General features: G+C 42.5%; 24 protein-coding genes. 12 read left to right on the forward strand and 12 right to left on the reverse strand.

Annotation, left to right across the window (positions count from 1 at the left end; all coding sequences use genetic code 11):
* Position 1: 1 nt before the first annotated feature.
* Both pyk and LN995_RS07215 read right to left on the reverse strand, forming a co-directional pair.
* The gene (gene pyk, locus LN995_RS07210) at positions 2–1,429 is read right to left on the reverse strand and encodes a pyruvate kinase (RefSeq protein ID WP_229959849.1); all 1,428 of its coding nucleotides are present in this window, start codon (positions 1,427–1,429) and stop codon (positions 2–4) included.
* Between the two features lie 3 nt (positions 1,430–1,432).
* Positions 1,433–1,861, reverse strand: coding sequence for an IPExxxVDY family protein (locus LN995_RS07215; RefSeq protein WP_229959851.1), 429 nt, complete (start codon positions 1,859–1,861; stop codon positions 1,433–1,435).
* 156 nt (positions 1,862–2,017) lie between these two features.
* Between LN995_RS07215 and LN995_RS07220 the strand changes: the two genes are divergently transcribed.
* The 5 genes from LN995_RS07220 to lgt all read left to right on the forward strand — a co-directional run bounded on the left by LN995_RS07220 (position 2,018) and on the right by lgt (position 7,619).
* On the forward strand, positions 2,018–2,254 hold the full coding sequence (locus LN995_RS07220) for an acyl carrier protein (protein WP_026462992.1): 237 nt from the start codon (positions 2,018–2,020) through the stop codon (positions 2,252–2,254).
* A gap of 57 nt (positions 2,255–2,311) precedes the next feature.
* Positions 2,312–3,565: a beta-ketoacyl-ACP synthase II gene (gene fabF, locus LN995_RS07225; protein WP_229959853.1), complete on the forward strand. Its 1,254-nt coding sequence runs from the start codon at positions 2,312–2,314 to the stop codon at positions 3,563–3,565.
* Entirely contained in the window at positions 3,565–4,305 is a 741-nt protein-coding gene (gene rnc, locus LN995_RS07230; RefSeq protein WP_229959855.1) for a ribonuclease III, read from the forward strand. The genes fabF and rnc overlap by 1 nt, the downstream gene beginning before the upstream one ends.
* 374 nt (positions 4,306–4,679) lie before the next feature.
* Positions 4,680–6,572 carry an NAD(+) synthase gene (gene nadE, locus LN995_RS07235; RefSeq protein ID WP_229959857.1) on the forward strand — a complete coding sequence of 631 codons (1,893 nt, stop codon included), beginning with the start codon at positions 4,680–4,682 and terminating at the stop codon, positions 6,570–6,572.
* Positions 6,573–6,773: 201 nt separating this feature from the next.
* Entirely contained in the window at positions 6,774–7,619 is an 846-nt protein-coding gene (gene lgt, locus LN995_RS07240; protein WP_229959859.1) for a prolipoprotein diacylglyceryl transferase, read from the forward strand.
* A gap of 60 nt (positions 7,620–7,679) precedes the next feature.
* On the opposite strand, the gene LN995_RS07245 is transcribed toward lgt, so the two are convergent.
* Together LN995_RS07245 and LN995_RS07250 are read right to left on the reverse strand one after the other, a co-directional pair.
* Positions 7,680–8,555, reverse strand: a complete 876-nt coding sequence (locus LN995_RS07245; RefSeq protein WP_229959861.1) for a hypothetical protein — start codon at positions 8,553–8,555, stop codon at positions 7,680–7,682.
* Between the two features lie 212 nt (positions 8,556–8,767).
* Complete coding sequence (locus LN995_RS07250) at positions 8,768–11,260, reverse strand: zinc-dependent metalloprotease (protein WP_229959863.1); 2,493 nt, start codon at positions 11,258–11,260, stop codon at positions 8,768–8,770.
* A 323-nt stretch (positions 11,261–11,583) separates the two neighbouring features.
* On the opposite strand from LN995_RS07250, the gene LN995_RS07255 reads away from it, so the two are divergent.
* Positions 11,584–11,982, forward strand: a complete 399-nt coding sequence (locus tag LN995_RS07255) for a VOC family protein (RefSeq protein WP_229959865.1) — start codon at positions 11,584–11,586, stop codon at positions 11,980–11,982.
* 36 nt (positions 11,983–12,018) lie between these two features.
* On the opposite strand, the gene LN995_RS07260 is transcribed toward LN995_RS07255, so the two are convergent.
* Both LN995_RS07260 and cdd read right to left on the reverse strand, forming a co-directional pair.
* Complete coding sequence (locus LN995_RS07260) at positions 12,019–12,669, reverse strand: alpha/beta hydrolase (RefSeq protein ID WP_229959867.1); 651 nt, start codon at positions 12,667–12,669, stop codon at positions 12,019–12,021.
* A 48-nt stretch (positions 12,670–12,717) separates the two neighbouring features.
* Positions 12,718–13,200, reverse strand: a complete 483-nt coding sequence (gene cdd / locus LN995_RS07265) for a cytidine deaminase (RefSeq protein ID WP_229959869.1) — start codon at positions 13,198–13,200, stop codon at positions 12,718–12,720.
* Between the two features lie 229 nt (positions 13,201–13,429).
* Between cdd and LN995_RS07270 the strand changes: the two genes are divergently transcribed.
* The gene (locus LN995_RS07270; RefSeq protein WP_229960051.1) at positions 13,430–14,632 is read left to right on the forward strand and encodes a saccharopine dehydrogenase C-terminal domain-containing protein; all 1,203 of its coding nucleotides are present in this window, start codon (positions 13,430–13,432) and stop codon (positions 14,630–14,632) included.
* Positions 14,633–14,719: 87 nt separating this feature from the next.
* On the opposite strand, the gene LN995_RS07275 is transcribed toward LN995_RS07270, so the two are convergent.
* The 5 genes from LN995_RS07275 to aroQ all read right to left on the reverse strand — a co-directional run bounded on the left by LN995_RS07275 (position 14,720) and on the right by aroQ (position 18,381).
* The gene (locus LN995_RS07275; RefSeq protein WP_229959871.1) at positions 14,720–15,439 is read right to left on the reverse strand and encodes a tRNA1(Val) (adenine(37)-N6)-methyltransferase; all 720 of its coding nucleotides are present in this window, start codon (positions 15,437–15,439) and stop codon (positions 14,720–14,722) included.
* A gap of 113 nt (positions 15,440–15,552) precedes the next feature.
* Complete coding sequence (gene rnhA, locus LN995_RS07280; protein ID WP_229959873.1) at positions 15,553–16,017, reverse strand: ribonuclease HI; 465 nt, start codon at positions 16,015–16,017, stop codon at positions 15,553–15,555.
* A gap of 118 nt (positions 16,018–16,135) precedes the next feature.
* On the reverse strand, positions 16,136–16,696 hold the full coding sequence (locus LN995_RS07285; protein WP_229959875.1) for a MarC family protein: 561 nt from the start codon (positions 16,694–16,696) through the stop codon (positions 16,136–16,138).
* A gap of 84 nt (positions 16,697–16,780) precedes the next feature.
* Positions 16,781–17,842: an aminotransferase class V-fold PLP-dependent enzyme gene (locus tag LN995_RS07290; RefSeq protein WP_229959877.1), complete on the reverse strand. Its 1,062-nt coding sequence runs from the start codon at positions 17,840–17,842 to the stop codon at positions 16,781–16,783.
* Positions 17,843–17,925: 83 nt separating this feature from the next.
* Positions 17,926–18,381: a type II 3-dehydroquinate dehydratase gene (gene aroQ / locus LN995_RS07295; RefSeq protein WP_229959879.1), complete on the reverse strand. Its 456-nt coding sequence runs from the start codon at positions 18,379–18,381 to the stop codon at positions 17,926–17,928.
* A gap of 159 nt (positions 18,382–18,540) precedes the next feature.
* Between aroQ and xerD the strand changes: the two genes are divergently transcribed.
* From xerD to LN995_RS07310, 3 genes are all read left to right on the forward strand, one after another.
* The gene (gene xerD / locus LN995_RS07300; RefSeq protein ID WP_229960053.1) at positions 18,541–19,440 is read left to right on the forward strand and encodes a site-specific tyrosine recombinase XerD; all 900 of its coding nucleotides are present in this window, start codon (positions 18,541–18,543) and stop codon (positions 19,438–19,440) included.
* Between the two features lie 121 nt (positions 19,441–19,561).
* Positions 19,562–20,443 carry a CPBP family intramembrane glutamic endopeptidase gene (locus tag LN995_RS07305; protein ID WP_229959881.1) on the forward strand — a complete coding sequence of 294 codons (882 nt, stop codon included), beginning with the start codon at positions 19,562–19,564 and terminating at the stop codon, positions 20,441–20,443.
* Between the two features lie 78 nt (positions 20,444–20,521).
* On the forward strand, positions 20,522–21,646 hold the full coding sequence (locus LN995_RS07310) for a dipeptidase (protein WP_229959883.1): 1,125 nt from the start codon (positions 20,522–20,524) through the stop codon (positions 21,644–21,646).
* A 349-nt stretch (positions 21,647–21,995) separates the two neighbouring features.
* Here the strand turns inward: LN995_RS07310 and LN995_RS07315 are convergent, their stop codons facing one another.
* Positions 21,996–22,211, reverse strand: coding sequence for a cold-shock protein (locus tag LN995_RS07315; protein ID WP_229959885.1), 216 nt, complete (start codon positions 22,209–22,211; stop codon positions 21,996–21,998).
* Between the two features lie 578 nt (positions 22,212–22,789).
* Between LN995_RS07315 and LN995_RS07320 the strand changes: the two genes are divergently transcribed.
* Complete coding sequence (locus LN995_RS07320; protein ID WP_229959887.1) at positions 22,790–23,821, forward strand: quinone-dependent dihydroorotate dehydrogenase; 1,032 nt, start codon at positions 22,790–22,792, stop codon at positions 23,819–23,821.
* Positions 23,822–23,899: 78 nt separating this feature from the next.
* A complete protein-coding gene (locus LN995_RS07325; protein ID WP_229959889.1) occupies positions 23,900–26,572 on the forward strand; it encodes an FtsK/SpoIIIE family DNA translocase in 2,673 nt (890 codons plus the stop codon).
* The last annotated feature ends 17 nt before the right edge of the window (positions 26,573–26,589 follow it).

The following is a 26,589-nucleotide window of genomic DNA, read 5'->3' on the forward strand; positions in this document are numbered from 1 at the left end:
TTTAGGCAATACTTAATTTAATCATATTAGTACGCTTCTTCTCATTAAGAGGCATGCTGGCCATGTTGATAAATACGTCGCCTGTAGTAATGTGTCCGCTTTGCAGCAAAGTCTCTTTTATATCAGTGATAGTAGCATCAGTAGTTTCAAACTTATCATAATAGAAACCTCGAACGCCCCAAACCAGGTTTAATGTGTTCAGGAGCCTAGGGTTTTGTGTGAAGATGAATACATCTGCCTTAGGTCGGTGCTTGATAATTTGGAAAGCAGTATAACCAGACTTCGTCATGCCGATAACTGCTTTTGCATTTGTGTCGCGGGCAAGGCTGCAGGCATTAGCTACCAGGCTGTCGTGCAAGAATGTCTCAGAGTTATGGTTTGGTGTATATTGCTTATAGAAGATATTAGCACGGTTCTCTACATTGCTGATAGTTAAGTTCATGCTGCGGATGGTTTCAATAGGATATGCACCTACGGCTGTCTCTGCGCTAAGCATTACAGTGTCAGCACCATCAATTACAGCATTCGCAACGTCGTTTGTCTCTGCACGTGTCGGACGAGGGTTCACAATCATACTTTCCATCATCTGCGTAGCGACAATAACAGGTTTGGCAGCCTTGTTACATTTTTCGATCAGCATTTTCTGAATCATTGGTACTTGCTCCATTCCAACTTCTACACCAAGGTCACCGCGGGCCACCATAATAGCATCTGTGATTTCAATAATGGCGTCGATGTTAGTGATAGCCTCTGGCTTCTCAATTTTGGCAATTACACGTGTGTCTTTTCCACGCTCAGCAATAATGCGTTTAATTTCATGAATGTCTTCTGCAGTACGCACAAACGATAGCGCCACCCATTCTACATCATTATCAAGGCCAAAGTGAAGGTCTTCAACGTCTTTTTCAGTTAATGACGGAGCAGAAACTTTAGAGTTAGGAAGGTTTATACCTTTACGAGGCTTTACAATACCACCATAAACAACCTCCGTTACTACTTCAAGTTCTTTGTCAGTAGACAGAACTTTTAATTCAAGCTTACCATCATCCAAAAGAATGGCATCACCTTCTTTTACATCTTTGGCCAGGCCTGTATAAATAGTAGATAATCTATCAGCAGTACTAACAGAGCCATCACAAACTAATTTTATGTGCTGGCCTTCTACTATCTCAACACTGCCATTTTCAACATCGCCCAATCTTATTTTAGGCCCCTGAAGGTCTTGAACAAGGCATATGTTTGTGTTATGTTCACTATTTATTTTACGTACATGATCAATCACTTTCTGATGCTCAGAGTACGCTCCGTGTGAGAAGTTGAGGCGGAATGCATCAACACCTACCTGTACAAGCGCCAAAAGCATATCATAACTGTTGCTAGCAGGGCCTACTGTAGCAAGAACTTTTGTCTTGTTAAAAGATACTTCCATAAATTAGAATAAAAGGTTTTCCTTAAACTTAAGTGTAAGAGGGTCAAATTTTTTAATGTACTGTACTAAAGGTATACGTAATAAGTTAGTAATAAAATCTTGGGTACACAACTCCTGCAAAGCCCCTGTAATTTGCAGCAAGTAATCATACTCTTTTATATCTGGGAGCAAATAAGGCTTCTTTAATGTACTGGTGCCTAATGCTCTATTACAAAACAAACGCACAACGCTGTGTTCGCTGCTGTGCTCATAATTAGAAATTACCAGTTGCTCTTTATCAAACAGATTGTAAATCAGGTCTTGCTGCTTTGTAAGGTGCAACCCAAGCAATTTATTTAATGACCACGCTAATTTATAATCTTTTCCTGACGATACCATTCCATACAGGTCAAAATTATAATCATATTCCACATCTAGGCTCAACGTTTTCATATAATGCCATACCGAATCCCAAAAGTAAGAAGGTCTGAGATTAAAATGGCTGATATTGCATAAAACTTTTGCACAAGGACGAATAGAGTAATTTTTTTTGACATTGTCTGCTGAAATATATTTCTTTGCACAGTGTTTTAATTAACTATAAGAAAAATGTCAGAAATCGCAGAAAAAGTAAAAGCTATCATTATCGATAAGCTTGGTGTTGAAGAGTCAGAGGTAACTCCGGAGGCGAGCTTCACTAACGATCTTGGCGCTGATTCATTGGATACCGTTGAGCTTATCATGGAATTTGAGAAAGAGTTCAACGTTTCTATTCCAGATGATCAAGCTGAAAACATCGGTACTGTAGGCCAAGCTATCAGCTACCTTGAAGAGCACGCGAAATAAGAACTTCCCTTTTTATTTTATTCAAAAAATCTACTATCTATCCTCTACTAGCAGCTTATGGAGCTTAAGAGAGTTGTAGTGACTGGGCTAGGCGCACTCACGCCAGTTGGAAATACTGTTTCTGAATACTGGAATGGTCTGACTAACGGCGTGAGTGGGGCTGCGCCTATCACACGTTTTGATGCAAGTAAGTTTAAAACGCAGTTTGCCTGTGAAGTAAAAGGATACGAGGCAGAAAACTACTTCGAGCGAAAAGAGGCCCGTAAAATGGACCCTTTTACTCAGTTTGCGATGGTTGTAGCCGACGAGGCTGTAAAAGATGCCAGACTGATCGAAGACAATGTTGATCTTGATCGCATTGGCGTTATCTGGGGATCTGGAATAGGCGGTTTACGTACTTTCCAGGAGGAGTGTGTGAACTTCGCCAATGGCGGTGGTATTCCACGCTTCAATCCTTTCTTCATTCCGAAGATGATTGCTGACATTAGTGCGGGGCATATTTCAATTAAATATGGCTTCCGTGGTCCTAATTTTGTAACAGTTTCTGCTTGTGCCTCTGCTACAAATGCCCTGATTGATTCCTTTAACTATATCCGGTTAGGAATGGCTGATGTGGTGGTTAGTGGTGGCTCTGAAGCTGCTGTAACGGAGGCCGGTATCGGTGGTTTTAATGCTTTGAAGGCCCTTTCAGAAAGAAATGACTCTCCGGAAACTGCCTCCCGACCGTTCGACAAAGACCGTGATGGCTTTGTGTTAGGAGAAGGCGCCGGTGCTATCATTCTAGAAGAATATGAGCATGCTAAAAGACGCGGTGCCAAAATTTATGCTGAAATAATCGGAGGCGGTATGTCTGCCGATGCTCATCATATTACGGCACCACACCCTGAAGGCTTGGGCGCGTTTAACGTGATGAAAAATGCACTGCGTGATGCCAATATTAAACCTGAAGATGTTGACTATATCAACGTACACGGTACTTCTACACCACTAGGTGATGTGGGAGAGGTAAAAGCAATTCAGCGTGTATTTGGTGATCATGCCTATAACATGAACATAAGCTCTACAAAGTCTATGACTGGGCATTTGTTGGGTGCTGCTGGTGCTATTGAGTCTATTGCATCTATCCTGGCTATTCAGAATAATGTTATTCCGCCAACGATAAACCATTTCAATGACGACGAAGCTTTTGATCCTCGTCTGAACCTGACGTTTAATAAAGCGCAGGAGCGTGAAGTTAAAATTGCTTTAAGTAATACCTTTGGCTTTGGTGGTCATAATACCTCTGTTGTATTCCGTCAATTGAACGATTAGTGTTTGGCCCATTTAAACCGGTTCGGCGCTTTTATCAAAAAGTTTTTACAAAGGACAAAGATTTAGTACGCGCGATTGCCGGCATTATTGGTTACACACCCGATAATATCCGCTTATATAAACTTGCCCTTACCCATACCTCGTTTGTCCGTCAGGCTGCTGTTAGCAAGCATGAGACAAACGAGCGACTGGAGTTTTTGGGTGATGCGATATTAGGTTCAGTTGTAGCGGAGCATCTTTTTAATAAATTTCCTTATGAAGACGAAGGCTTTCTGACTGAAATACGTTCACGAATTGTAAACCGTGAGTCTCTGAATCAGATAGCCTTGAAAATTGGCTTAAACCTGCTGGTTAAGGTAGATACCTCTAACCAAGGTATGCGCCATAAGTCTGTAAATGGCAATGCTCTGGAGGCATTGGTAGGCGCTGTGTATCTTGATAAAGGATATAATGATACCCGCCGTTTTATATTAAATAAGCTTGTAAAGCCACACGTGGACCTGCACAAACTGGTTAATACCACTTCTAACTTTAAGAGTAAGTTGATAGAGTGGGCACAGAGCCAGAACCTTGATATTCGCTTTGAAATAGTAAAGCGCAGGCAGCAGGGCAACACCACAGAATTTACGTCCGAAGTTTATATAGACGACAAACCTATTGCGATAGGTGTAGGACTTTCTAAAAAGAAAGCAGAACAGGCAGCCGCTGAAAAAAGCTTGGAGTTCCTGAAAATCAGTTAGCTACTATAGGCTTTGGTTTATAAGTTGAACTGCTGTGTTATATTATTTTGAGTCGTTCAGTTTTTCGGATCTTATTAGTTTAATGAGCTTGAACAGATTTATGGTTGGAAGTTCTACTAACATAGAGATGAACTGACCAAACCTATCTCTGACGTAGAAGCTTATACTCTGCTAATTCACAAAGTGAACTGCTTCTGTGCTTTAAACTTTCCCGCCAACCCATTTTCCTGATACTAGCAATTGATATCAGAAGTTTTCTCCTTAAGGAGAAAGTGCTGCTATGTTCTCTTTAAGCTTCTTTTTCTTTCGTATCCGTTATATTTTTTTGCAGACATCACTTAACTTGCTTTCACTTAGTTGCGTTATAGAACTCCATGGAAGAAACAAGATTAATGCTGGCTGGTGCCGCCTTAAATCAAACCCCTCTTGATTGGGAAAACAATCTACAGAATATAAAAGATGCCATTACAGAAGCTATAAGTAATAATGTAGACATTCTGGTGTTACCGGAGCTTTGCATAACAGGCTATGGTTGTGAAGATTTATTTTTGAGTACCTGGCTCGCTGAGGAAGCCTTTCTTAAGCTGCTGGAGATAAAGGAATGGTGCGAGAACATAACAGTTTGTGTTGGTATTCCGCTCTGGCTTGAAAATAATGTTTATAACACTTCCTGTGTTATAAAAAGCAGAGAAATTGTAGGTTTTACGGCTAAACAATTCTTAGCCAACGACGGGGTACATTATGAACCTCGTTGGTTTACACCCTGGCCAGCCGATGTAGTGCAAGAGTTTGAAATGCTTGGCAATATTTACTCTGTTGGAGATATAATTTATGAAGAGCAGGGAGTTAAGTATGCGTTTGAGATATGTGAAGATGCCTGGCGACCAAACCGTCCGGCTGAGCGCCACGTGCTCAAAGGAGTTCAGCTGATACTAAACCCAAGTGCCAGTCATTTTGCACTAAGCAAGACAGATATTCGCTACAGATTAGTAGTAGATGCATCTAAGAAGTACCAATGTGCCTATGTATATGCTAATTTATTAGGCAATGAGGCTGGGCGAATGATTTATGATGGGGAGGTGCTGATAGCTCAGAATGGAAAGCTGATCAGGCGTAATGAGCTGCTGTGCTACAAAAATGTGGATATGGAGTGTGCTGAAGTATGCTTTTCTGATAACCCTACCATAGAAGAAACGATAGAATATTTGCCACCTATTGATGAGAACAAAGAAGTTTTTGCCGCTCTTACTTTAGCCTTGTTCGACTATATGCGAAAGACCTATAGCCGTGGCTTTGTACTTTCGTTAAGTGGCGGTGCAGATTCCTCGTTATGTGCCGTGGCAGTAGCTGAAATGGTGCGAAGAGGTATTGAAAGCTTAGGTGTATCGGCATTTGTGGCTAAGGCTAAAATGTTTTCAGCTGCGGAAATGGCTGAATTTGAGGCTATGCCAGAAGGCCAGGCGGTAAAAGAGTTGGTAAGCAGGTTACTTACCTGTGCTTACCAAGGTACTGTCAATTCTTCTGATGATACTTTTAATTCAGCTAAAGGACTGGCTGATTCAATAGGCGCCGCCTTTTATAATTGGACCATTGATGAAGAAGTACAAAGTTACACTTCTAAAATAGAGTCAGCACTACACAGGCCGCTAACCTGGGAGCACGATGATATAACACTGCAAAATATACAAGCGCGTGTGCGTGCTCCTGGCATCTGGATGCTCACAAATATTAAGAATGCTTTGTTAATGGCTACCTCTAACCGAAGTGAGGGTGCTGTAGGTTATACGACTATGGATGGGGATACTGCTGGCGGTATATCACCCATAGCAGGTATAGATAAAGCATTTATACGACAGTTACTACTGTGGGCTCAGCAGGAGTTAAGCTATGAAGGCTTGCAGTATGTGAATAGTTTGCAGCCAAGTGCAGAGCTTCGTCCGTCTGAGGAAGCACAGACAGACGAAAAGGACCTGATGCCATATGAAGTGTTGAACCAGATTGAGCGGTTAGCGTTTTATGATCGCTTAGCACCGGATAAAGTATACCAGCAGTTGCTGGATCAGGGAGTTGCCTCTCCTGAAACACTAAAGCAATGGGTAAAAAAGTTTTATACACTATGGGGAAGAAACCAGTGGAAGCGTGAGCGTTTTGCACCGTCGTTTCATTTAGATGATTATAACCTGGACCCTCGCAGTTGGCTCCGTTTCCCAATACTGAGCGGAGGGTTCAAAGACGAACTTGGTAAATTGGATAACATTACCCGCTGATCTGAAATATAATAAAATAACAGACCAGGCAATACTAATAAAATGTGTGCTTAGTCTGTTGTTTTAAGAGCCATTCTGCTAGAAATTTAAGTATTCTACTACTTTTTGTATCAGAGCATAGGGTATAGATAATATTGATCTAAGCTTTCCGTTTTTTCACTGCCTGAATTCTTGTAACTTTGGCTGAACATAATCCTGCACATGAGTTTACTACATTATATCACCTGGAATGTTGATCCAGAGATTTTCAGTCTTGGCCCTTTGACTATACGTTGGTACGGTTTGTTTTTTGCCCTTGCCTTTGTATTCGGTCAGATAATCATGTCAAAAATGTATGTGGCTGAAGGTCGCACCGAGGGAGACGTTGATGTACTCACGCTTTACATGATTATAGGTACTGTTATTGGAGCCCGCTTAGGACACACCTTGTTTTATGCTCCTGATTATTACCTGAGTAACCCTATTGAGATTTTAAAAATATGGGAGGGAGGATTAGCCAGCCATGGAGCAACCATTGGTATTTTATTAGCCCTCTGGCTTTTCAGCCGCAAACAAAAGTTTGATTACATGTGGGTACTGGACCGCATTGTAGTTGTGGTAGCATTAGGTGGCGCTTTTATCCGGTTAGGTAACCTGATGAACTCGGAGATATTCGGTCATCCTACAGATTTACCCTGGGGCTTTATATTTTTGCGCAGCACTGAGTTTTCGCAAGTGCCTCGCCACCCAACACAACTCTATGAGTCATTAGCAGCGTTTTTATTGTTTGTGCTACTTTACGGGCTATGGCTTAAAAAGAAATCAGAACTGCCTCGTGGTCTCTTGTTTGGTATTTTCGTTACAGTGCTGTTCTCTTTCCGGTTTTTGGTGGAGTTCCTGAAGGAGAACCAGGAAGCATTTGAAGATACCATGGCGCTTAATATGGGGCAATTGCTAAGTATACCTCTGATTTTAGTAGGAATCGCGATACTGATAAAGGTAATAATAAACCCTAAACCAGCTCTTCCTGGAGGACGATTACCTGATAGCCCTGCTAAAAGCAAATAAAAACTCCTTATAAATGAAGAAGCCCTGCCTTAGTTAAGGCAGGGCTTCTTCATTTATAAGCTACTGGTGAGTGGCACTCGAAGCGGTTTGTAAACTGTATCTGTACAGATTCCCCCCTTCACTGGTCAACATCAAAGTATTATCATTTATAAAAGTTACACCTTCTGTCTGGCCTGCCTCTTTAAGAGAAATGTTCTGTAGTTCGCCCTCATAAAAGTTTTCAACAGAGTTGAAGCCGTTAATAATATGCAGCTTTTCGTCACTCAGCAGCGCGATAGTTTCAGCGTTAGAGCTTATAGCAGCGCCTGTTATTTGAGCTTTAACTTTGATGCTTCCGATTAGCTTTGCCTGATACTTACCTGGTTGGTCAGGTAACTGGTAAACTTTGGCAGTTTCACTACGTCCCCGGTCTTTTGATATCAAATATAGCTTATTGTTATGCCAGAAGATAGCTTCAGAATCGAAGTTGCGGTCTTTCTTAGATGGGGGAAATTCATCCTGATCCTCATAAGAAAATCGAATGGCCTGCGCTTGCTCCAAATTACCTAGCTTAAGTTTATAAATAGCCAGTTCTCTACGTTTGTTACTGTTGTTACCTGTATCTGCAATGTAAAAATTGCCGCTGTTATCCTGGGTTAAATCTTCCCAATCTACGTTTGGTAAATCAGGTTTGTACGTTTGCTCTACTTCTCCCTGCTCATTTATCTGGTAAAGGCGAGGCTTGTTTCCTGCATCGTTGTGCGTTAGGTATTTATTATTTGTTCCTGGTATTTGCTCTATGCCAGAACTTTCTTCTACCTCTTTGTCTAATTTTGCGAGTGTTTCAAGTTTATTAGCTGTGTTTTCAGTACTTGCTGGGGCTGATAAAAAGAAGTCACCTGTAAAAAAGAAAACCAGCGCAAGCACCGACATAAATACCAATATTACTTTCCACATAAGTTTCATAAATAGTTAGTTGAATGGTAGGGCCAGTAAAGCCCAAGCTTATTATTTACGGAAAACTGCTGCGTGTTTGTTTCAAATAGTAATATTTAAGCATTTGTTTTGTTGATAAAACTGTTGTTGCCCCTGTTGTGCAAGTTCTTTAAGCAAAGAGTATAAAAAAAGCTCCTGTTAAAGGAGCTCTTTTCAAAATATGCTTCATGCAGCTAATTCTTGTTGGGGTTTAGTATGTTGTCTATTCTGACTAATACATCATCAATATGGTACCTGCTAAGGTCACCGGAGTAGTTCCGTTGAGCAGCTCTTAGTTGCTTTTGCAGGTTGGCTAACTCTCCGCGTAAAATGGAACGGATGTCTGACTGGCTGATCTCAACAGTTGTGCTATTATACCTGGTTGGTTTCGATTCTTCTTTGTTCAGTAGGTAGTCCATTCTGTCTAGGTAAGCTTTTTGCAGATTTCTTCGGTAGATGTCAATCTGGGCTCCGCTGTAAATCTCACTCCAGATGCCTCGCTGCAGTTGCTTTACCATATCTAAGGCATTATAATTTACCTTGTTTACCTCGTTTTCCATTAAACGGGCCATTCTGGCAGAGGAAAGCAGGTTGTCCAGGTGCCTTACCTGCAGGTTACGTACGCTTTCCACATGGTTTGCATGGTGAATGTTTCGGCTTATTTCTGACTGGTGCAGCCATTCCGGCGAAGAAAAAGCATTCTTTAAAAGCCAGTCTAAAGAGGCAGCCTCTTCTTTGGCAGTAACAGGCGTGTAAATATAGCCTTTCTGGTCTGGCTTCAGGCGGTTTTCATGCACGCCACCTATATTCGTTACCACATGCCCGATGTAGCGGCTCCACACACCTAACAGTTCTCCGTACAACTCATCCAGGTCATCATAGTCATTTGTCTGTGCGGCAGTCCAGCCATATAGCTTAGGAGCGACAAGCTTCAGATTCTTTAGACCATAATTGCTGGCTTTTACCACATCATTACCAATGCCTTCTGTCTGGCTGTCGGGGTCGTAGCCTCCGCTACCGCTGCCAAACTGATATATAGGGTTGCCTGTCTTTTCTTTGATCCATGCCGAAAGTACCGGTACCTCATCTTCCGGGCTTTTGGCATCTGGTAAATAGCGGTAGCCCCAGTTAATAGCGTAGTGGTCGTAAGGGCCTAGCTGCCGTATAAAACGAATGTTTTTGTCACCAGGCTGTGCTACGTAGTTATAACGGGCGTAGTCCATAATAGTGGCGGCGATACCATACTCCTGTGTAAAGTTGCCCGATCTTAGCGAGTCGGTAGGATAGGCCGAGCTGGCTTTCATATTATGAGGTAAACCAAGCGCATGGCCTACCTCGTGCGTGATCACTTCCAGCATCATTTCTCCCAGGTCATCCATAGGTGTGTTAAGGGTGCGGGCACCAGGGTTAGCAGCACCAGTTTCTAGCAAATACCTGTTTCTGTACGATCGGAGGTGGTTATGGTACCAGATAATGTCACTTTCAATAATCTCTCCCGAACGAGGGTCAGATACGCTCGGGCCCACAGCATTTCTGGTAGTGCTGGCCACGTACCGGATAACAGAGTAACGTACATCTTCCGGGCTGAAATCAGGGTCTTCTTCCGGTGACGGCGGATCTTTGGCTATGATTGCGTTCTTAAAACCGGCTGTCTCAAAAGCCTTTTGCCACTGCTCTACACCAGCTTTAATGTAAGGTCGTAACTTATCAGGCGTGGCCGGGTCAAGATAATATACAATGGGCTTTATAGGTTCTACCAATTCACCGCGCTTATAAGCCTCCACATCTTTAGGCTCCAGTCTCCACCGACGAATGTAGGATTTCTCGTCTGCTTTCAGTGCTTCAGAACCATAGTCAATCTGCCTGATATTGAAATAGCCAACACGATAATCATTTATTCTGGCCTGCATAGGTACTTTCGGTAAAAGTACCATCGACTGGTTCATCAGCAGACTAATGGAGCCAGTGGTTGCATTAGAAGGTGGCTCAGTGGCATCATAAGTAAAGTCCTGCTTTACTTCAATGTTCAGCGGAAAGCTCTTGACACTGTTGATAAAGCTTCGGCTATCGTCCAGCTTCGTTACTTTATAGTTCCGTCTCATGTCGGCACTTAAGCCGCTGAAAGTTTTAATATCGCTTAAAAAGAACTTGGTAACATCAATTACATAAGCTGAGGAGTCGTTAGAAAGTGCCGCAATATCAAAAGCATAAATGGTAGGCTGATAGTTGTTTGCTAGCACCGAAAGATTAATAGGCAGCGAGTCTGCGGCAATGCTATTATAGGATTTAGTTTTCAGGAGGAGCTTGTTCTCAAACTTTTGCCACACAACCATCTGCTCATTTACGGAGGAACCTGCGTTTATATAACCGTTACCAAGCCCTGAAGGTAAGCTGGCAAATCGGGTTATCCACAGAAAGTCGCGCTGCAGGAGGGAGTCTGGAATCTCATAGTAATATTTGTCTGCTACTTTGTGTACTGTAAACACACCCTTGTCAGACACGGCCTCTTTAGTAATAACATCAGCGTAATTTTTGATGCCGTTTTTAGAGGTAGGCTTCGGCTTTTCAGCTCCCTGCGTTGCGGTTACAGCCTGGTTTGTGTTTGCAGATGATCTGGAAGTAGAACAGGATGTTTGAATCAGAGCCGTAAGCAATAGTAAACTTAGGGCCTTGTAAGGTTTAAGCATTGTGAGGGTAATTAGTTAGAATTAGAGTTGTTTAGTTAATTGTAATGCTGTTTATTTTACTGATAGAACCTATAAATATGAATCAACAGCAATAAAGCTGCATATACATCTTAAGGTATCATAATCAGGTAAGGTTCTATTATGGCAACGTTAATATAGTTAAAACATTGATATTGATAAAACTGGTAAAGCTGCTTTTAACAAAGCCAGGCTCATAAGTGTGCTTTGCAGCCTTATAATTAAAGTTGATTTTACCGGAAAAAGTACTCAGCCTGTTGTTTCTCCGTAGGTAAAAGGAGCATGATGTTAAGAACTTCTCAATCATGAATATTAAAAAGATAAAAGAAACCTGCCTTTATGTCGCTGATCTGGAACGTGCCAAAGCTTTTTATAATGGTAAGCTAGGGTTAGACATGATAGGAGAGGTAAAAGGGCGACATGTGTTTTTCAGAGCGGGTAGTTCAGTTTTGCTTTGCTTTATAGCAGATGTCTCTAAAGATGGAGGGACTTTACCTCCGCACTTTGGCGCAGGACAATTGCACTTAGCCTTTGAGGTAGAACAGACAGCTTATGAATCTTTAAAGCATAAAGTGCAGGAGCAGGATATCCCTATTGAACAAGAATATGATTGGGGAGGAGGTTACCTGTCTTTCTACTTTCGGGACCCGGATAGTCATTTGCTTGAAGTAGTAATGGAAGGAATGTGGGAGAGAGCGAATTAATACGGAATGATTGAATAAAGTATATAACTGGTCAAATTAAATCATTTGTTTATTTAGCCTTGATAACATCTCCTTATTTATGGTATGGCCGCCCTCAAACGTATAAGTGGAGGGAATGATACCCAGTTTTTGCATGAGTTGCTGTTGCTTTTGCAGTGTCTCAGGAGTTATGAATGCATCTTGTGTACCATATACCACGGAAACCGGAACATCTCTGAACGCATGGCTGTTAGCATCAAAGGTAATATCCTCCGGAAAGGACGCAGCCCATAAGATGAGCCGATGGCACGGCACCTGACCTGAAGCCAGCCATCGGGAAACGGCGGCACCTCCCTGTGAAAAACCTAGTACTGTTACTTTTACATCGTCGGGGAGTTGCCGCAACTGTTCTTTGAGAAGTAGGTTAAGGTAGTTCGCCTGATCTTCAATCTCTGATAAGCGATCTTCCTTAGTCATCCAGGTGGAGCCGACACGACCTGAAAACCCTTCTAGGTAAAAGCGGGAAAGAGCTTCCGGTGCTACCACTAATGTATCTTTATTTTCCAATACAGAAAACTGCCGCAGAAAGTAGCGTGCCAATTGGCCGTATCCGTGGCACACAATCCACAAGTGTTTTATTTGTTTTGATGGAGTACCCTGCGTATAATAACGGGCAGTGCGGGAAACGATCAGTTTGCTTTCTTGCATAGGCAGTAGAGTAGAAACCTGAAATTGTGGCCTTTATGTGGTACCAGGCTAGAGGTTATCTTTCGTAAACAGCAATGGAAGCATGTCAGCTACCGATTTAAAGCGATAGAATTTTTTATCAGGAGCTTGCAGTAACACTGGTATGGGTTCTTGTTGCTTGTGCTCGTATTCTGCCATTACCTGCCGGCAGGCACCACATGGCATTGCCGGTACGTGTTCTGATTCGCTTCTGCGGCGGGCCGTAACGGCAAGCATCTTTATTTTTTTATCAGGATACTGAGCACTACAAGCAAACAGTGCTGTACGTTCTGCACATAAACCAGATGGGTAGGCAGCATTTTCCTGGTTACTACCTTTAAACATGCTGCCATCTTCTAATACAAGTGCAGCACCTACTAAAAAGTTTGAGTAAGGAGCGTAAGCATCATTAGCAGCCTGCTGGGCCAACTGCATGGCCTTTAGTTCTTGCTCACTTAGCTCACCCGGAGCCAGCACATCCACACTGATATTTATATTTAGCTTATTTACCATTTCTTCTATTAAGAGTCAAAATTAGAAAAGGGCTATAAATATAACTTAATATGTTGATAATACCACTTTAATTCTTTGGCTTTGCCTCTCTAATAGTTAATTTAAAACCTAAACCTCATCCAACTATGAAAGATATTCTGCTGCTGGGCGCTGGTCGTTCGGCCTCCTCTCTTATTAAGTATCTCTTGAACAACGCCCTGCTGAAGGTTGGCAAATAACTATAGGAGATATAACTGTCGCACACCTTCAGGTTACAGTAGAGCCTTTACCTTTCGCCAAAGCCATTATTTTTGATGTACATAACGAGGAGCAGCAATCAGGAGAGATAAGTAGAGCAGACCTTGTGATTTCTCTGTTACCGGCAGCTTTCCACATACAGGTGGCGCGGGAGTGTGTAAAGCTTAAAAAGCATCTTATTACGGCATCTTATGTAAGCCCCGCTTTTCAGGAGCTGCACGAGGAAGCAAAGGAGAAAGAACTGACACTACTTATGGAGTGTAGGCTGGACCCTGGTATTGACCACATGTCGGCTATGGCGGCAATACAACAGGTAAAAGAGAAAGGTGGTAAGCTATTAGCTTTTAAGTCTTATACAGGTGGCTTAGTAGCCCCGGAATATGACAACAACCCCTGGCATTACAAGTTTACCTGGAACCCCCGGAATGTGGTATTGGCCGGGCAGGGAACTGCAAAGTACATCAAAGACGGGTTATATAAATACATTCCGTACCACCAGTTATTCAGCCAGGCAGAGGATTTATATGTAGACGGTTACGGTTCATTTGAGGGTTATGCTAACCAGTACTCGTTAAATTATAGAGAGTTGTATGGTTTGCAGGATATCCCAACGATGCTGCGTGGTACTCTGCGCCGTAAAGGCTACTGCAAAGCCTGGAATGTTTTTGTACAGTTAGGGTTTACCGATGATAGTTACACCTTAAGTGGCTCAGAGACCATGACATACAAACGTAATGTGGAGTCTTTTCTGCCTCCTACTGCTGAAATGCACCAGACAACTGAACAGCGGCTAAGTACCTATTTAGGTGTTATGGAAGGTGGCGAGGTGATGCAAAAGCTAAAGTGGCTCGATTTGCTTACAGATACTCCTGTGTTACTTACTGATGCTACTCCCGCTCAGGTACTGGAAAAGATACTAAAAGAGAAGTGGCTACTGGAGCCTGGAGATAAGGACATGGTCGTGATGCAGCATTTTATTGAATATGAGCTGAATGGGGAAAAGCATGAGCAGTCTTCCACACTGGTTATAACCGGTGAAGATGAGGTGCATACTGCTATGGCTAAAACAGTTGGTTTGCCTGTAGGTGTACTGACTAAGTTGTTGTTGCAGGGTAAAGTGAAACGGCATGGCGTTGTTATACCTGTTTACCCGGACTTATATAAACCAGTGGCTGGAAGAGCTAAAGCAGTTTAGAAATTGAGTTTGTGGAGAAAAAAAGGCTTATGTAGCTTGCGGTCTTGGCTTCTGCTTAGCAGAAATAGCTGACTTGAGAGGTGCTTTCTAATCTATAAAAAGATAATAAGCTCGCAGTAATTCTTTAAAACCTGTAGTATAGTCTACATCGTTTTCATCTTTGATGAACAACTTTTTTACGATAGGCTCACCTGACAACTCAAAAGCATAAGTCTGGATGTGGCGAATGCATTTCCCTCCGATGCGGGTGTAAACTTCTACTGTTTCTGATAAGTGTATTTTGTAAGCGGAAGCTAGTTTTGCAAAGTAGGCTGCTTCAGGAGGAGGTAAGAGCAAGCAAAGTTTACCCTGCTGTATTAGGTGCTGTTTTGTGAAAACTAGTATGTCTTCAAATAAAAGTTCACCGGTATGCTTGGCCATATTCTTTGCTGTATTGTCAGACTTAAGTGAAGACAGAAAGAAAGGTGGATTGGAAAGTATAAGATCGTAATGCTGTTGACTATGCTTTGCAAACTGCTGCAGGCTTTCAGCATGTAATTGCAACTGCGCTGCCCACGGGCTGTTGGAAAAATTTTCTTTAGCCTGAATTTGTGCATCCGGATTTATCTCAACAGCATCTACAGTAGCATTTGTTCGTTGTGCTGCCATTAAAGCTAACAAACCTGTGCCTGTGCCAATGTCTAATATCCGTTTTGCCTGTGCTACATTTACATAGGCTCCGAACACACAGGAATCGGTACAGACTTTCATGGCACATTTGTCCTGCTCTACCCGAAACTGTTTAAACTGAAAGTAGGAGTTTGCCACGTTTAACTTTAAATGGATTAAATGAATTGAACTGGTTGTAAAACTATGTTTAACTCTTTCTTAAGTGCTTATTACGAATAACTTCAACCGCAATTCTATTGTTCAAAGCTCAATTACTTACTGTTAAATGCTCCTGACTCAAAGCCTTCATCTATGAGCAGGTTCGGAGAGAGGGCACTGGCAACAGCTAACTCGTCGCATCGTTCGTTTTCGGGGTGGCCGGCGTGGCCGCGAATCCAGACGAATTTAACATTATGCTTAGCGTACACACGGAGGAAGCGCTGCCACAGGTCTGCATTGGCTTTTCCGGCAAATCCTTTTTTCTGCCAGCCGAATACCCAGCGTTTTTCTACGGCATCCACTACGTATTTAGAATCAGAGAATATGGTAACGGGAATGCCCGGTTTGTTTATGGCTTCCAGCCCCACAATTACAGCCAGCAACTCCATACGGTTGTTGGTTGTTTTGCGGTAGCCTGCGGATATTTCTTTAACATGCTGCTTCCAGCGCAGGACTACGCCATAGCCACCCGGGCCAGGGTTTCCACGTGAAGCACCATCTGTAAAAAGCTCGATCATTTAGGAAGTAACTGAAATTATGAATGATTGAATAACAGAATTATATAATCATAGTACCTGCACTTTGCTAAAGAAGTACATATTCTATTATTCAGCTACTCTATTCATTCAAAGTTGATTAAAGGTTTGTCTTGAAAAGTTTGATAGCAATGGCTAACAATATAATACCGAATACTTTACGTAAAACATTGGCTCCGTCTTTACCAAGTTTACGTTCTATCCAGCTGGAAGCCTTTAGCACAATGTACACGAAAATAAGGTTTATGACTATTCCGATCAGTACGTTTGGCAATGAATAGGCTGCCCGTAAAGACAGTAAGGTTGTCATGGTACCAGCGCCAACAATTAGTGGAAAAGCCAGAGGTACAATAGAGCCACTCTTCGATTCAGGATCTGAATGAAAAAAATCTTTACCAAGAATCATCTCTAAACCCAGCAGGAAAATAATAACAGCACCTGCCATGGCAAAGGACTGAAAGTCAATCCCAAATAACTGTAGAATTGACTGGCCCAGGAACAGGAAACTAATCATTAGTACCCCCGAAATAAGCGTGGCTTTCTCTGACTCTATGTGCCCCTCACGCTTACGAAGGTCAATAATAATAGGGATTGAGCCAATAATATCAATTACGGCAAAGAGAGTAAGCGTAACAGAGGCAATTTCCTTTAAGCTAAACATTTTTGTTTATACCAATTACGGGTTGTTTACCATGCTTTGGCTATAGAAGCTTACAGCGAACAATAAAAAAGCAAAGGTAACGTACTAGGCGTAATAATGAAGGAAAAAGCGTTTTAGCTCTTCGTATTCTTCGTCGAGTATGGCAGGAAAGTTAGCAATACGAACAGTATTCCGAGCCCACGGGCCGTAGCCATTCCCCAACCTTATGTTGTGGTGCATTGCCCGCTTCTTCATCTCGTCTATTATCCGTTCCTGCGCCTGAATGGCTACAACTGTTTTAGAGCGAACTTCATGGTTCTCTACCAATAGTTTAAAATCGGTGAATTGCTCAAAGAAAGTGTAGAGGTCCAGAGCCCGCTCTGTTAGCTGCTTGTCGATGCTCTTTATAAATACTCTGTCTTCCAGCACCCGCTTCATTAGGTAGAGGTTAAGCCCATTGGGCGTGTGTGTGGTCTGGTAGTTGAGCATTTTCTCATACATCGATACCAGGTTGTTGTAATGTGCCTTTTGCCCCATTTGCTTGGCTCTGAAAATTGAGCGGGGGGAGCAGGCCATTAGCGCCAGTCCGGCTGGCAAACCAAAGCACTTCTGAACAGAGGCAAACCAGATATCAGCCTTTATAAACTTCAGGTTCAGACCAGCCATAGATGAAGTCGCATCTACAGCTATTAGTGTGTCGCGGTAACGGTTGTGCAGGTTAAGTATGGTTGTCGGCGATACCTGGGTTCCGTTAGAGGTCTCGTTTTGGGTAAAGCAAATCAGTTCTGTATCGGAGGAGATGTTTAGCTGCTCGACAGGCATGGGCTCATTCAGGTCAAAAGCAGTACCTTCAGAACTTGGACGTAGTTTCCGGGCATACTCGCACCACTTCTCGCCAAAGGAGCCATTGTATATATGGAAGCTTTTGTGCTTTGTAAGGCTCTGAATAAGCACCTCCCAGCATTCAGTGGCAGAAGAAGTAAAGAAGATATAGTAATCCTGCGGAATGTTAAGCTTACGCTTTATTAAGCCTAGCAGCGTACGCGACAACTGTACAAAATGCTCTCCTCTATGGGGCGCGCTTAATATACCATCGTCATACGCATCTACCATATAGTTACGTACTTCAGGGTATACTTTAGATGGGCCTGGATAAAAGTTAAGCATAAAGGCGAAAGTAGCAAAAGTATAGCACAAGTGCTATATAATAGGTTTTTAAGTTTTAAATAGACGTAGCTGTACAGGAATTGTTACGAATTCTTTACACCAAATCCGATTTGTTTTGGCTTCATACGCTCAAAGTATTGTAATGCAAGCCGATAACTGTCAAGCCCAAAGCCACTAATACTGCCTGTGCAGTAAGGAGCAATCATACTTTTATGCCGGAAAGCTTCACGGGCGAAAACATTAGAAATATGCACTTCTACTACAGGGCAATCTATTGCCTTTATAGCATCAGAAATAGCAACAGAGGTATGTGTGTAGGCCCCTGCATTTAGCACGATACCTTTGTATGAGAAACCTACTTCATGCAGTTTATCAATCAGAACACCTTCTGTGTTAGACTGAAAATAAGTTAGTTCCAGGTCTGAGAAATCTTCTTTCAGTTCTTCGAAATAATCTTCAAAAGAGCGGCTACCATAAATAGATTTTTCCCGGGTGCCCAGCAGGTTCAGGTTAGGCCCGTTCAGAATGAGTATCTTCATTTGGGTTTAAGTATGCGTTATAGCTGATTTCCAAAGGTACAAAGGTAAGGATTAACTATCTTTGCTGTTATCATTGATAAAAGAAAGTCATATAAAAGATAGAATATGACAAACCATGCATATTCTATCTTTTATCTTTACGAGTCTTTCCTCCTGATTATGAACTGGCCAATCTGTATAAAGCAATTTGAACAATACCTTCGGCTTGAGAAGTCGCTGTCGGGCAACTCTGTAGAGGCGTACCAGCGCGATATCCGGAAGCTGACAGAATTTTTAAGTTTTAAAGGCCTGGAAGTACAGCCTGAGCAGATAACACCTGAAGTACTGCGTGATTTTCTGGAGTGGATAACAGAACTAGGTATGACTGCCCATTCTCAGGCACGTACTCTGTCCGGTATTCGTGCTTTTTATAAGTTCCTGATTATGGAAGATATGCTCGCGCATGACCCTACCGATACCATAGAAGCTCCTAAACTGGATCGTAAATTGCCTGACACACTTGCCTTTCATGAAATAGAAGAACTGCTTGCTGTCATAGACCTGTCTACGCCGGAGGGAACGCGTAACCGCGCTATGCTGGAGACGCTTTACAGCTCTGGTCTGCGTGTGTCAGAGTTATTAGAGTTGCGCATCAGTAACCTGTATGAAGACATGGGCTTTCTGAAGATAACTGGTAAAGGTGACCGGGAGCGCCTGGTGCCTATTGGCCGGGATGCACTGAAGCATATCCGCCTGTACCTGGATGGGGTACGCTGCCACCTGACTATTAAGAAAGGTTACGAAGACTACGTTTTCCTGAACCGCCGTGGTGCCAAGCTAACGCGGGTAATGGTGTTTACTATCATTAAAGACCTTACTGCCAAAGCAGGGATTCAGAAAACAGTAAGCCCCCATACCTTCCGCCATTCTTTTGCGACCCACTTAATTGAGGGAGGTGCCGACCTTCGTGCCGTACAGGAAATGCTGGGGCATGAGTCTATCACTACCACAGAAATTTACACGCACCTCGACAGAGACTATCTAAAGCAGGTGATCAAGGACTTCCATCCGAGGAGTTAGCAGAAAAGATTAGGTTTTAATATATATTACTATATATATGTGAATAGCTATAAATAGTAGGCGCGCCTGTATCTGGCTGTAGCTAATAATCTTAATTCACCTAACTTAAACAAACTTAAGCATGGAGGTTACTACAACTGCTCCTTTGGTTGAGGCTGTACCAGCCACAGAAGACTTATCTATTAGTGTAAAAAGAGCCTGGGGGTACTTAGGGATTTATTCCTTGTTTAGCATGTTGGGAGCGGGCCTGGTTGCTCTTTTAGCCTTGCCTAGTCTTGAATTAATAGAAATAGAAAGTTCTCTTTTTATGTTCCTGGCTTATGTAATGCCGTTTTTAGGCTTTGCCTTATATTTGAAGCGTAAAAGGAAGCTCTCAGTAATTTTTCTGCCTGAAACCAATCAAAAGCGGGTGCCAATCAGCTTATACTTGCTGATTCCACCAATCATAGTTACATCAGGAATAATTCTAGATCCACTGCTTAGTTTACTTCCCTTACCTGATTTTTTAAGAAAGATGGTGCAGGATGATATGAGCAGAGGTGGCTGGTTGGTGTCTTTAACAGTAGTAGTGGCAGCACCTGTGCTGGAAGAGCTATTATTACGGGGCTTACTTTTGCGTGGCATGCTTAAAACGTCTGGTGCAGGCAAAGCTATTATTTGGTCTAGTATCATGTTTGCTGTTCTACACCTTAACTTTTACCAGGGAGTTGGTTCTTTTGTGCATGGCTTATTCTTAGGCTGGATTTTTTACAAAACGCGCTCGCTCTGGCCTTGTGTATTCTTTCATTTTACCAATAACTTAGTATCTACCATTGTTCCTTATCTTCTGCCCAAGAATGTAGATCCCTTTGCCAGTTTATACGTGCTAATTGGTAATGCCACTACTTTTTGCGTGGTATATAGCCTGGCTGTTATTCTGTTTGTTACATGTGCCTTTTTAATGAAAAGGCTGCTTAGCGATGCGACACGTGTTGGTGAGGAAGATGCATTGATTTATTCATAGTGCAGATAGCAGGAGTAGGTACTGATATATTTGAGAACAAGCATTTCGTGCTCATAAAGGTGTAAAGAAAAAGAAATTATGGATAGTACAAACCAAGAATGGTCAAGGAGGAAGTTTATCGCAACTGTGTCAGGTGCAGGAGCAGCAATGATGTTAAACACTTTTTCATCTTTGGCTAACAATGAAAACGCAGATTCACGAGTAGCTAAAATCATAGCAAAAACTACCGGCATTGACACACACAATCATATTGATGTTCCTTTTAAGGCAGAAGATTTTATTTGTCAAAAATATGATTTGGCTGGAGAGATTAAAAAGTCTGGTTTATCCGCTATCTGTATGACATTTCAAGTTGATCGTCCGAAACTAACTGAACCAGGAGAAGCTTATAAAAGATTCATAAGCTGTTTAGACGAAATGGATGAAATTCTGAAGGACAACAACATGAAACGAGCCCTTAACTTTTTAGATTTAAAAAAAGCTCGAAAACAAAACAAGCCAATAGTTATTCAATCAGTAGAAGGCGGACATTTTATTGAAGGACAAATAGAACGACTAGAAGTTGCCTATAATAGAGGGGTAAGACATTTAGGATTGCTGCACGACAACCAATCTTTCGTGCCATTAGGCGACATTTATACCAACCCGGCACAGTTTGGAGGACTCACCGAATTTGGAGCTAATGTAATTAAAGAATGTAATAGACTCGGTATTCTCGTTGACCTTGCACATTGTAGCAATGAGACCATTGATGATGCACTTAAAGTAACAACTAAGCCAATACTCATATCTCATACAGGGCTAAATACACAATTAGGTAAAAATGAGAAAATGGCAAAAATGATGATGCCGAGGCTCATTAGTAAAGAACAAGCTAAAATTGTAGCAAATGCTGGTGGTGTTATTGGTCTTTGGACACATCTTGCGGACACTCCCCTGGAATACGCACAAAATATACGTGCCATGGTAGACGTGATTGGAACAGAACACGTTTGTATAGGAACAGATACTAAAATGGCAGTACCTGCAAATTCTAATGCGCAATCCGGGAATAAAACGAATACAGCCTGGAAAAACGAAAAAGGCAGTTTCTTCTACACCGTAGTTGATGCTATGTTGAAGTCAGGATTCACAGAAAATGAAATAGCTAAAATCGGAGGTAAGAATTATAGCCGAATATTTGACAAAGCAACAAGCGTGTAATAAAACATTCACTAGAAAAGTAATAAATATGGCAGGTAATAATGTATAAACGCAATAGCGGAGATAGTGCCAAAGTAAGTGAATAAGGTTTAAGTTAGTTATAAATCGAAATTTAGTACATAAAAGGTGCTACTGCGTTTATAACAGCCCGTTAAGAGGCCGCAAGGGAATCAGACATGGTAAAAGTAAAGTGCCTGTTTAAACTAAACAGGCACCATTGTTATTGCAACTTTAGTTAAGAGTTTCTGCCATTGTTGGAGCTTTATAACAGTACCAACAAGAGAGATAAGTAAATTATTGCAAAAAGCACATTCAGAGCATGTAGCATAGTAATGCTGCTGTATCAGAACTACTCCACTTTATCCGATGAGGAATCTTCTTTTCTTTCTTCCGGGGGAGTGGAGGTTATATTGCCAAACTCATCTACATAAGCAATCATCTCTTCCAGGCTTCCGCCAGTAGAGTTTTCCTGGCGCTCTTGTTTACGCTGCTCTTTTTCTTCTCTCTTCTTAAGTCTTTTCTTTTCGCGCTGCTTCTTCATGAAGGTGTTTTGAGATCTAGCCATAGGTTATATCTTAAAGGTTATACATGCTGCCCCTGCTGCTCAGGAAAATACTACAAACTCAGGGCAGGGCTTTGGTGATAGACGCGATGCGCCCTAACAGGAGGAAGGCTTCTGAAATTGTGCCACAGGCATTTTGCATCCTGTTTCTTGAAACCTAAACTTACCGCTTCAACTCCTTAAAAAGTGAAGTTCAGAGAGGCATTATTTTGCATTCTTTTTTTAAGTTAAATCAAGAAAAAGCATGAAGAGCTGATTCTTTGAATGCGCTGAAGGAACAAGAACTTACCGTATCTTTAAACGGAGTTATGTGAGGATGTTACAAAGCCTTCCATTGCAAAGGTACAAAAAAATATGTGAAATTCCAGGTTTTAAGAGGATTAACCATGGCTAATTTACATTTTATCATTTATAAGAAGGTTTTCCGGGAATACTGTGTAAAGACCTTGGGTGCTGCTAATACCATAGCAAGCAACTAAAACAGAGGCTATTGTATAGTTGAAATACAGAAAGCCTCCATTTTGTAAGCACCATATCCTTTCACTTTCTATCTTTGCAAGCAACATTTCACTTTAGCTGCCGTGTACAAAAATATTATCCGTCCGCTTCTTTTTAAGCTTGATCCTGAGAGAGTTCATTATTTAACAGCTGACACGTTAAAAGCTGCCTATAAATTACCTTTTACCAAAGGTGTTAGCAGCAGTATGTTTCAGGTGCAGGACAAGCGGCTTGAGCGTGAACTGTTTGGCTTGAAGTTCCCGAACCCAGTTGGCCTGGCAGCAGGATTTGATAAAGATGCCCGCCTGATTGATGAACTCTCAAATTTTGGGTTTGGCTTTATTGAGATAGGTACGCTTACACCTAAACCTCAGTCTGGGAACCCGAAGCCACGCTTGTTTCGTTTGCCGCAGGACCAGGCCATCATTAACAGAATGGGTTTTAATAACGAGGGAGTTGATGCAGCCGTAGAGCGCTTACGACAGCGCAGGAGCAATATTGTAGTAGGTGGTAACATTGGCAAAAATAAAGTAACTCCAAACGAGGAGGCTACCAGCGATTATCTTTATTGCTTTAAAGCTCTATTTGATGTAGTGGACTATTTTGTAGTAAATGTAAGCTCGCCAAACACGCCAGACCTACGGGCTTTGCAGGAAAAAGAACCACTGCAGCAATTGCTGCTTACATTGCAGGAGCAGAATAGCAAAATGGCTAAACCCAAGCCGCTGCTGCTCAAAATAGCTCCAGACCTGAACGAGCCACAGTTGAATGACATTATAGAGATTGCGACAGAAGCAAAGCTAAGTGGCCTTATTGCCACCAATACCACCATTAGCCGTGAGAAATTAACAACAGCTGATCAGCAGGTTACAGCTATGGGAGCAGGAGGGCTTAGTGGAAAGCCGCTTACGCAGCATTCCACTCAAATAATTAAATACCTGCGTCAGCACTTGCCGCAGGAAACCCGGATTATTGGGGTAGGTGGTATTATGTCGGCAGATGATGCCATAGAAAAGCTAGATGCAGGAGCAGATTTAATACAGCTATATACAGGGTTTATTTACGAAGGGCCCTGGCTCATTAAAGGAATTAATAAAAAATTACTCACCAGATAATTTCAAATGCCTGCTACTTTGCTGCGTGCAGTGAAGCGAAAAAGTGTAAATTTGAGATCTTAATGTTTAGTAGAGGGTATGGCAAAGAACACTTACAGAAACGAAACGCTTAATGCAGGGCGCAGGAACGAAGTACGGGGACGCAATGAGCCACGTAAGGGTAATGTGCCAATAGGGGAGAAGCAAAAGCAGCAGAAAGCTAAGAAGTCTTTCAACTTTAAGCTGCCGGAGCTTAAAATGCCGAGCTTTAGAATAGGCTTTTTACAGGACAGGCGCTTTAAGCTGGCTGTTGGTTTCACTTTTCTTCTTTTTTCTTTTTTCCTGACAATTGCTTTTGTATCTTATCTATTCACGGGCAATGCCGACCAAAGTGTGGTTGAGTCGGTGAACAGCTCTGTTCTAAAAGAGTCGGGGCAGGAAGCGGAAAACTGGCTAGGTTTATCAGGAGCCTGGCTGTCGCACCTATTTATTTATGAATGGGTGGGCATTGGCGCTTTCTTTTTTATTCCTATCTTATTTTTTGCCGGGGCCCGCATAGTGTTTAAGCGGTTAAATATTTCTGTGTCGTATGTACTGGGGCTTTGCAGCTTTAGCATGCTGTGGCTTTGCCTTACAATGGGATATGTAGTGCTGGCAACCGATACAGTGGACAAGCTTGGCTTTCTGGGAGGAGGAATAGGTATAGAGGCTGCTATCTGGTTAAGTAGCCTGGTTGGCTGGGGAACTTGGTTACTGCTGGGCTTCCTGTTGACTATCTTCCTGGTGTTCTTCTTTAATATAACGAGCCTGAACTGGAGTAAGCCAACTTTAGCAGTGGCTGGTGCCGATGTAGATGTAGAGCATTCTCATGCTTCTTCCCTGGGAGACGTGCTTAACTCTTCTGCCCGTGGTATCAACCATACGGCTGATCCTACCGCTTCTTTGGAAGACGATGAAGAGTATGAAGAAGATGTTGAGGATACAGAAGAGCAGGAGGAAGATGACGAAGAGGAAATCAGCCGGGCTTTAGAGATGGAGCTACGTTCGCTGAAGCAAGAGCCTGTGAAGCCAGAACCTCCAAAACCAGAGCCTCCTCAGTCTAAAGTTCCTTCGCTGGAACTGGACATCGATTTAGGAGATGATGTGGTGCTGGAGGATGAAGCCGAGGAAGAGGAGAACTCAGAGGATAAGGTACTTGAGGAGGACGAAAGCATGGCCTTACAGATAGAGGAAACTCCGGAAGAGGAACATGCCATAGCTGGTGAAAACTATGACCCTACGCTTGATCTGGCTCGCTACCAGTACCCACACATTGAACTGCTGGAAGACTATGGCAGCAGTAAAATACAGGTAAGCAAAGAGGAGCTGGAGGCCAACAAAGACAAGATTGTAGAAACACTGGGTAATTACAACATTAGTATTGCCAGTATTAAAGCTACGATTGGCCCAACAGTTACACTTTATGAAATTGTGCCGGATGCCGGGGTGCGGATTTCTAAGATCAAGAACCTTGAAGATGATATTGCCCTGAGTTTGGCAGCGCTTGGTATTCGTATTATTGCGCCTATTCCGGGTAAGGGAACTATCGGTATTGAGGTGCCAAATACTAAGAAAGAGATGGTTTCTATTAAGTCTATCCTTTCTACAGAGAAGTTCATGAGGAGTGAAATGGATTTGCCAATCGCTTTTGGTAAAACCATCACCAACGAGGTATTTATTACAGACCTTGCCAAAATGCCGCACTTGCTTATGGCCGGTGCTACTGGTCAGGGTAAGTCAGTTGGCCTGAACACAATTCTTACCTCATTGCTGTATAAGCGACATCCATCGCAGCTGAAATTTGTGCTGGTAGACCCTAAGAAGGTAGAACTCTCGCTATTCAATAAAATAGAGCGGCACTTCCTGGCTAAGCTTCCGGATAGTGAGGAAGCCATCATCACGGATACAAAAAAGGTGGTGAACACGCTGAATTCGCTTTGTATGGAGATGGACATGCGTTACGACCTGCTGAAAGATGCTGGCTGTCGTAACCTGAAAGAGTATAACCGGAAGTTTGTGGAGCGTAAGCTGAATCCGAAAAAAGGGCACCGGTTTATGCCGTACATTGTGCTGGTCATAGACGAGTTGGCCGACCTGATGATGACTGCCGGAAAAGAGGTGGAAACACCGATTGCCCGTCTGGCGCAGCTGGCTCGTGCCATTGGTATTCACCTGGTAGTGGCTACGCAGCGTCCGTCTGTAAATGTTATTACAGGTATTATTAAAGCTAACTTCCCGGCACGTATTTCGTTTAAAGTTACCTCTAAAATAGACTCGCGTACTATTCTGGATACAGGTGGAGCGGATCAGCTGATCGGACAGGGTGATATGCTCTTCTCCATCGGTTCTGATATGATTCGTATACAGTGTGCCTTTGTGGATACACCTGAAGTAGATCGCATCTGCGATTACATAGGGGAACAACAGGGGTATAACGATGCATACCTATTGCCAGAGTTTGTAGGTGATGAAGGAGGAAATGAGAAAGCCGACTTTGATCCTAGCTCACGCGATCCGTTGTTTGAAGAAGCTGCCCGTATAATTGTACAGCACCAGCAGGGTAGCACCTCGCTGTTGCAGCGTCGACTGAAACTAGGCTATAACCGTGCGGGCCGACTGATTGACCAGTTAGAGTCTGCAGGCGTGGTTGGTGCGTTTGAAGGAAGTAAAGCAAGAGAAGTTTTAATTCCGGATGAGTACAGTTTGGAACAGTTATTGAGTACCATGCAGTAAGAATAAACGAGTATTAA

Source organism: Pontibacter silvestris (assembly GCF_020907275.1).
Taxonomy (GTDB): domain Bacteria; phylum Bacteroidota; class Bacteroidia; order Cytophagales; family Hymenobacteraceae; genus Pontibacter; species Pontibacter silvestris.

Excerpts from the sequence above, each read along its gene's own strand:
- LN995_RS07305 (WP_229959881.1), top strand. The coding sequence starts at position 19,562 with ATGGAGGTTACTACAACTGCTCCTTTGGTTGAGGCTGTACCAGCCACA.
- LN995_RS07245 (WP_229959861.1), bottom strand. The coding sequence starts at position 8,555 with ATGTGGAAAGTAATATTGGTATTTATGTCGGTGCTTGCGCTGGTTTTC.
- LN995_RS07260 (WP_229959867.1), bottom strand. The coding sequence starts at position 12,669 with ATGCAAGAAAGCAAACTGATCGTTTCCCGCACTGCCCGTTATTATACG.
- LN995_RS07215 (WP_229959851.1), bottom strand. The coding sequence starts at position 1,861 with ATGAAAACGTTGAGCCTAGATGTGGAATATGATTATAATTTTGACCTG.
- LN995_RS07220 (WP_026462992.1), top strand. The coding sequence starts at position 2,018 with ATGTCAGAAATCGCAGAAAAAGTAAAAGCTATCATTATCGATAAGCTT.
- LN995_RS07315 (WP_229959885.1), bottom strand. The coding sequence starts at position 22,211 with ATGGCTAGATCTCAAAACACCTTCATGAAGAAGCAGCGCGAAAAGAAA.
- LN995_RS07290 (WP_229959877.1), bottom strand. The coding sequence starts at position 17,842 with ATGCTTAACTTTTATCCAGGCCCATCTAAAGTATACCCTGAAGTACGT.
- pyk (WP_229959849.1), bottom strand. The coding sequence starts at position 1,429 with ATGGAAGTATCTTTTAACAAGACAAAAGTTCTTGCTACAGTAGGCCCT.
- aroQ (WP_229959879.1), bottom strand. The coding sequence starts at position 18,381 with ATGAAGATACTCATTCTGAACGGGCCTAACCTGAACCTGCTGGGCACC.
- LN995_RS07255 (WP_229959865.1), top strand. The coding sequence starts at position 11,584 with ATGAATATTAAAAAGATAAAAGAAACCTGCCTTTATGTCGCTGATCTG.
- fabF (WP_229959853.1), top strand. The coding sequence starts at position 2,312 with ATGGAGCTTAAGAGAGTTGTAGTGACTGGGCTAGGCGCACTCACGCCA.
- LN995_RS07285 (WP_229959875.1), bottom strand. The coding sequence starts at position 16,696 with ATGTTTAGCTTAAAGGAAATTGCCTCTGTTACGCTTACTCTCTTTGCC.
- LN995_RS07310 (WP_229959883.1), top strand. The coding sequence starts at position 20,522 with ATGGATAGTACAAACCAAGAATGGTCAAGGAGGAAGTTTATCGCAACT.
- LN995_RS07250 (WP_229959863.1), bottom strand. The coding sequence starts at position 11,260 with ATGCTTAAACCTTACAAGGCCCTAAGTTTACTATTGCTTACGGCTCTG.
- rnhA (WP_229959873.1), bottom strand. The coding sequence starts at position 16,017 with ATGATCGAGCTTTTTACAGATGGTGCTTCACGTGGAAACCCTGGCCCG.
- LN995_RS07325 (WP_229959889.1), top strand. The coding sequence starts at position 23,900 with ATGGCAAAGAACACTTACAGAAACGAAACGCTTAATGCAGGGCGCAGG.
- nadE (WP_229959857.1), top strand. The coding sequence starts at position 4,680 with ATGGAAGAAACAAGATTAATGCTGGCTGGTGCCGCCTTAAATCAAACC.
- lgt (WP_229959859.1), top strand. The coding sequence starts at position 6,774 with ATGAGTTTACTACATTATATCACCTGGAATGTTGATCCAGAGATTTTC.
- cdd (WP_229959869.1), bottom strand. The coding sequence starts at position 13,200 with ATGGTAAATAAGCTAAATATAAATATCAGTGTGGATGTGCTGGCTCCG.
- xerD (WP_229960053.1), top strand. The coding sequence starts at position 18,541 with ATGAACTGGCCAATCTGTATAAAGCAATTTGAACAATACCTTCGGCTT.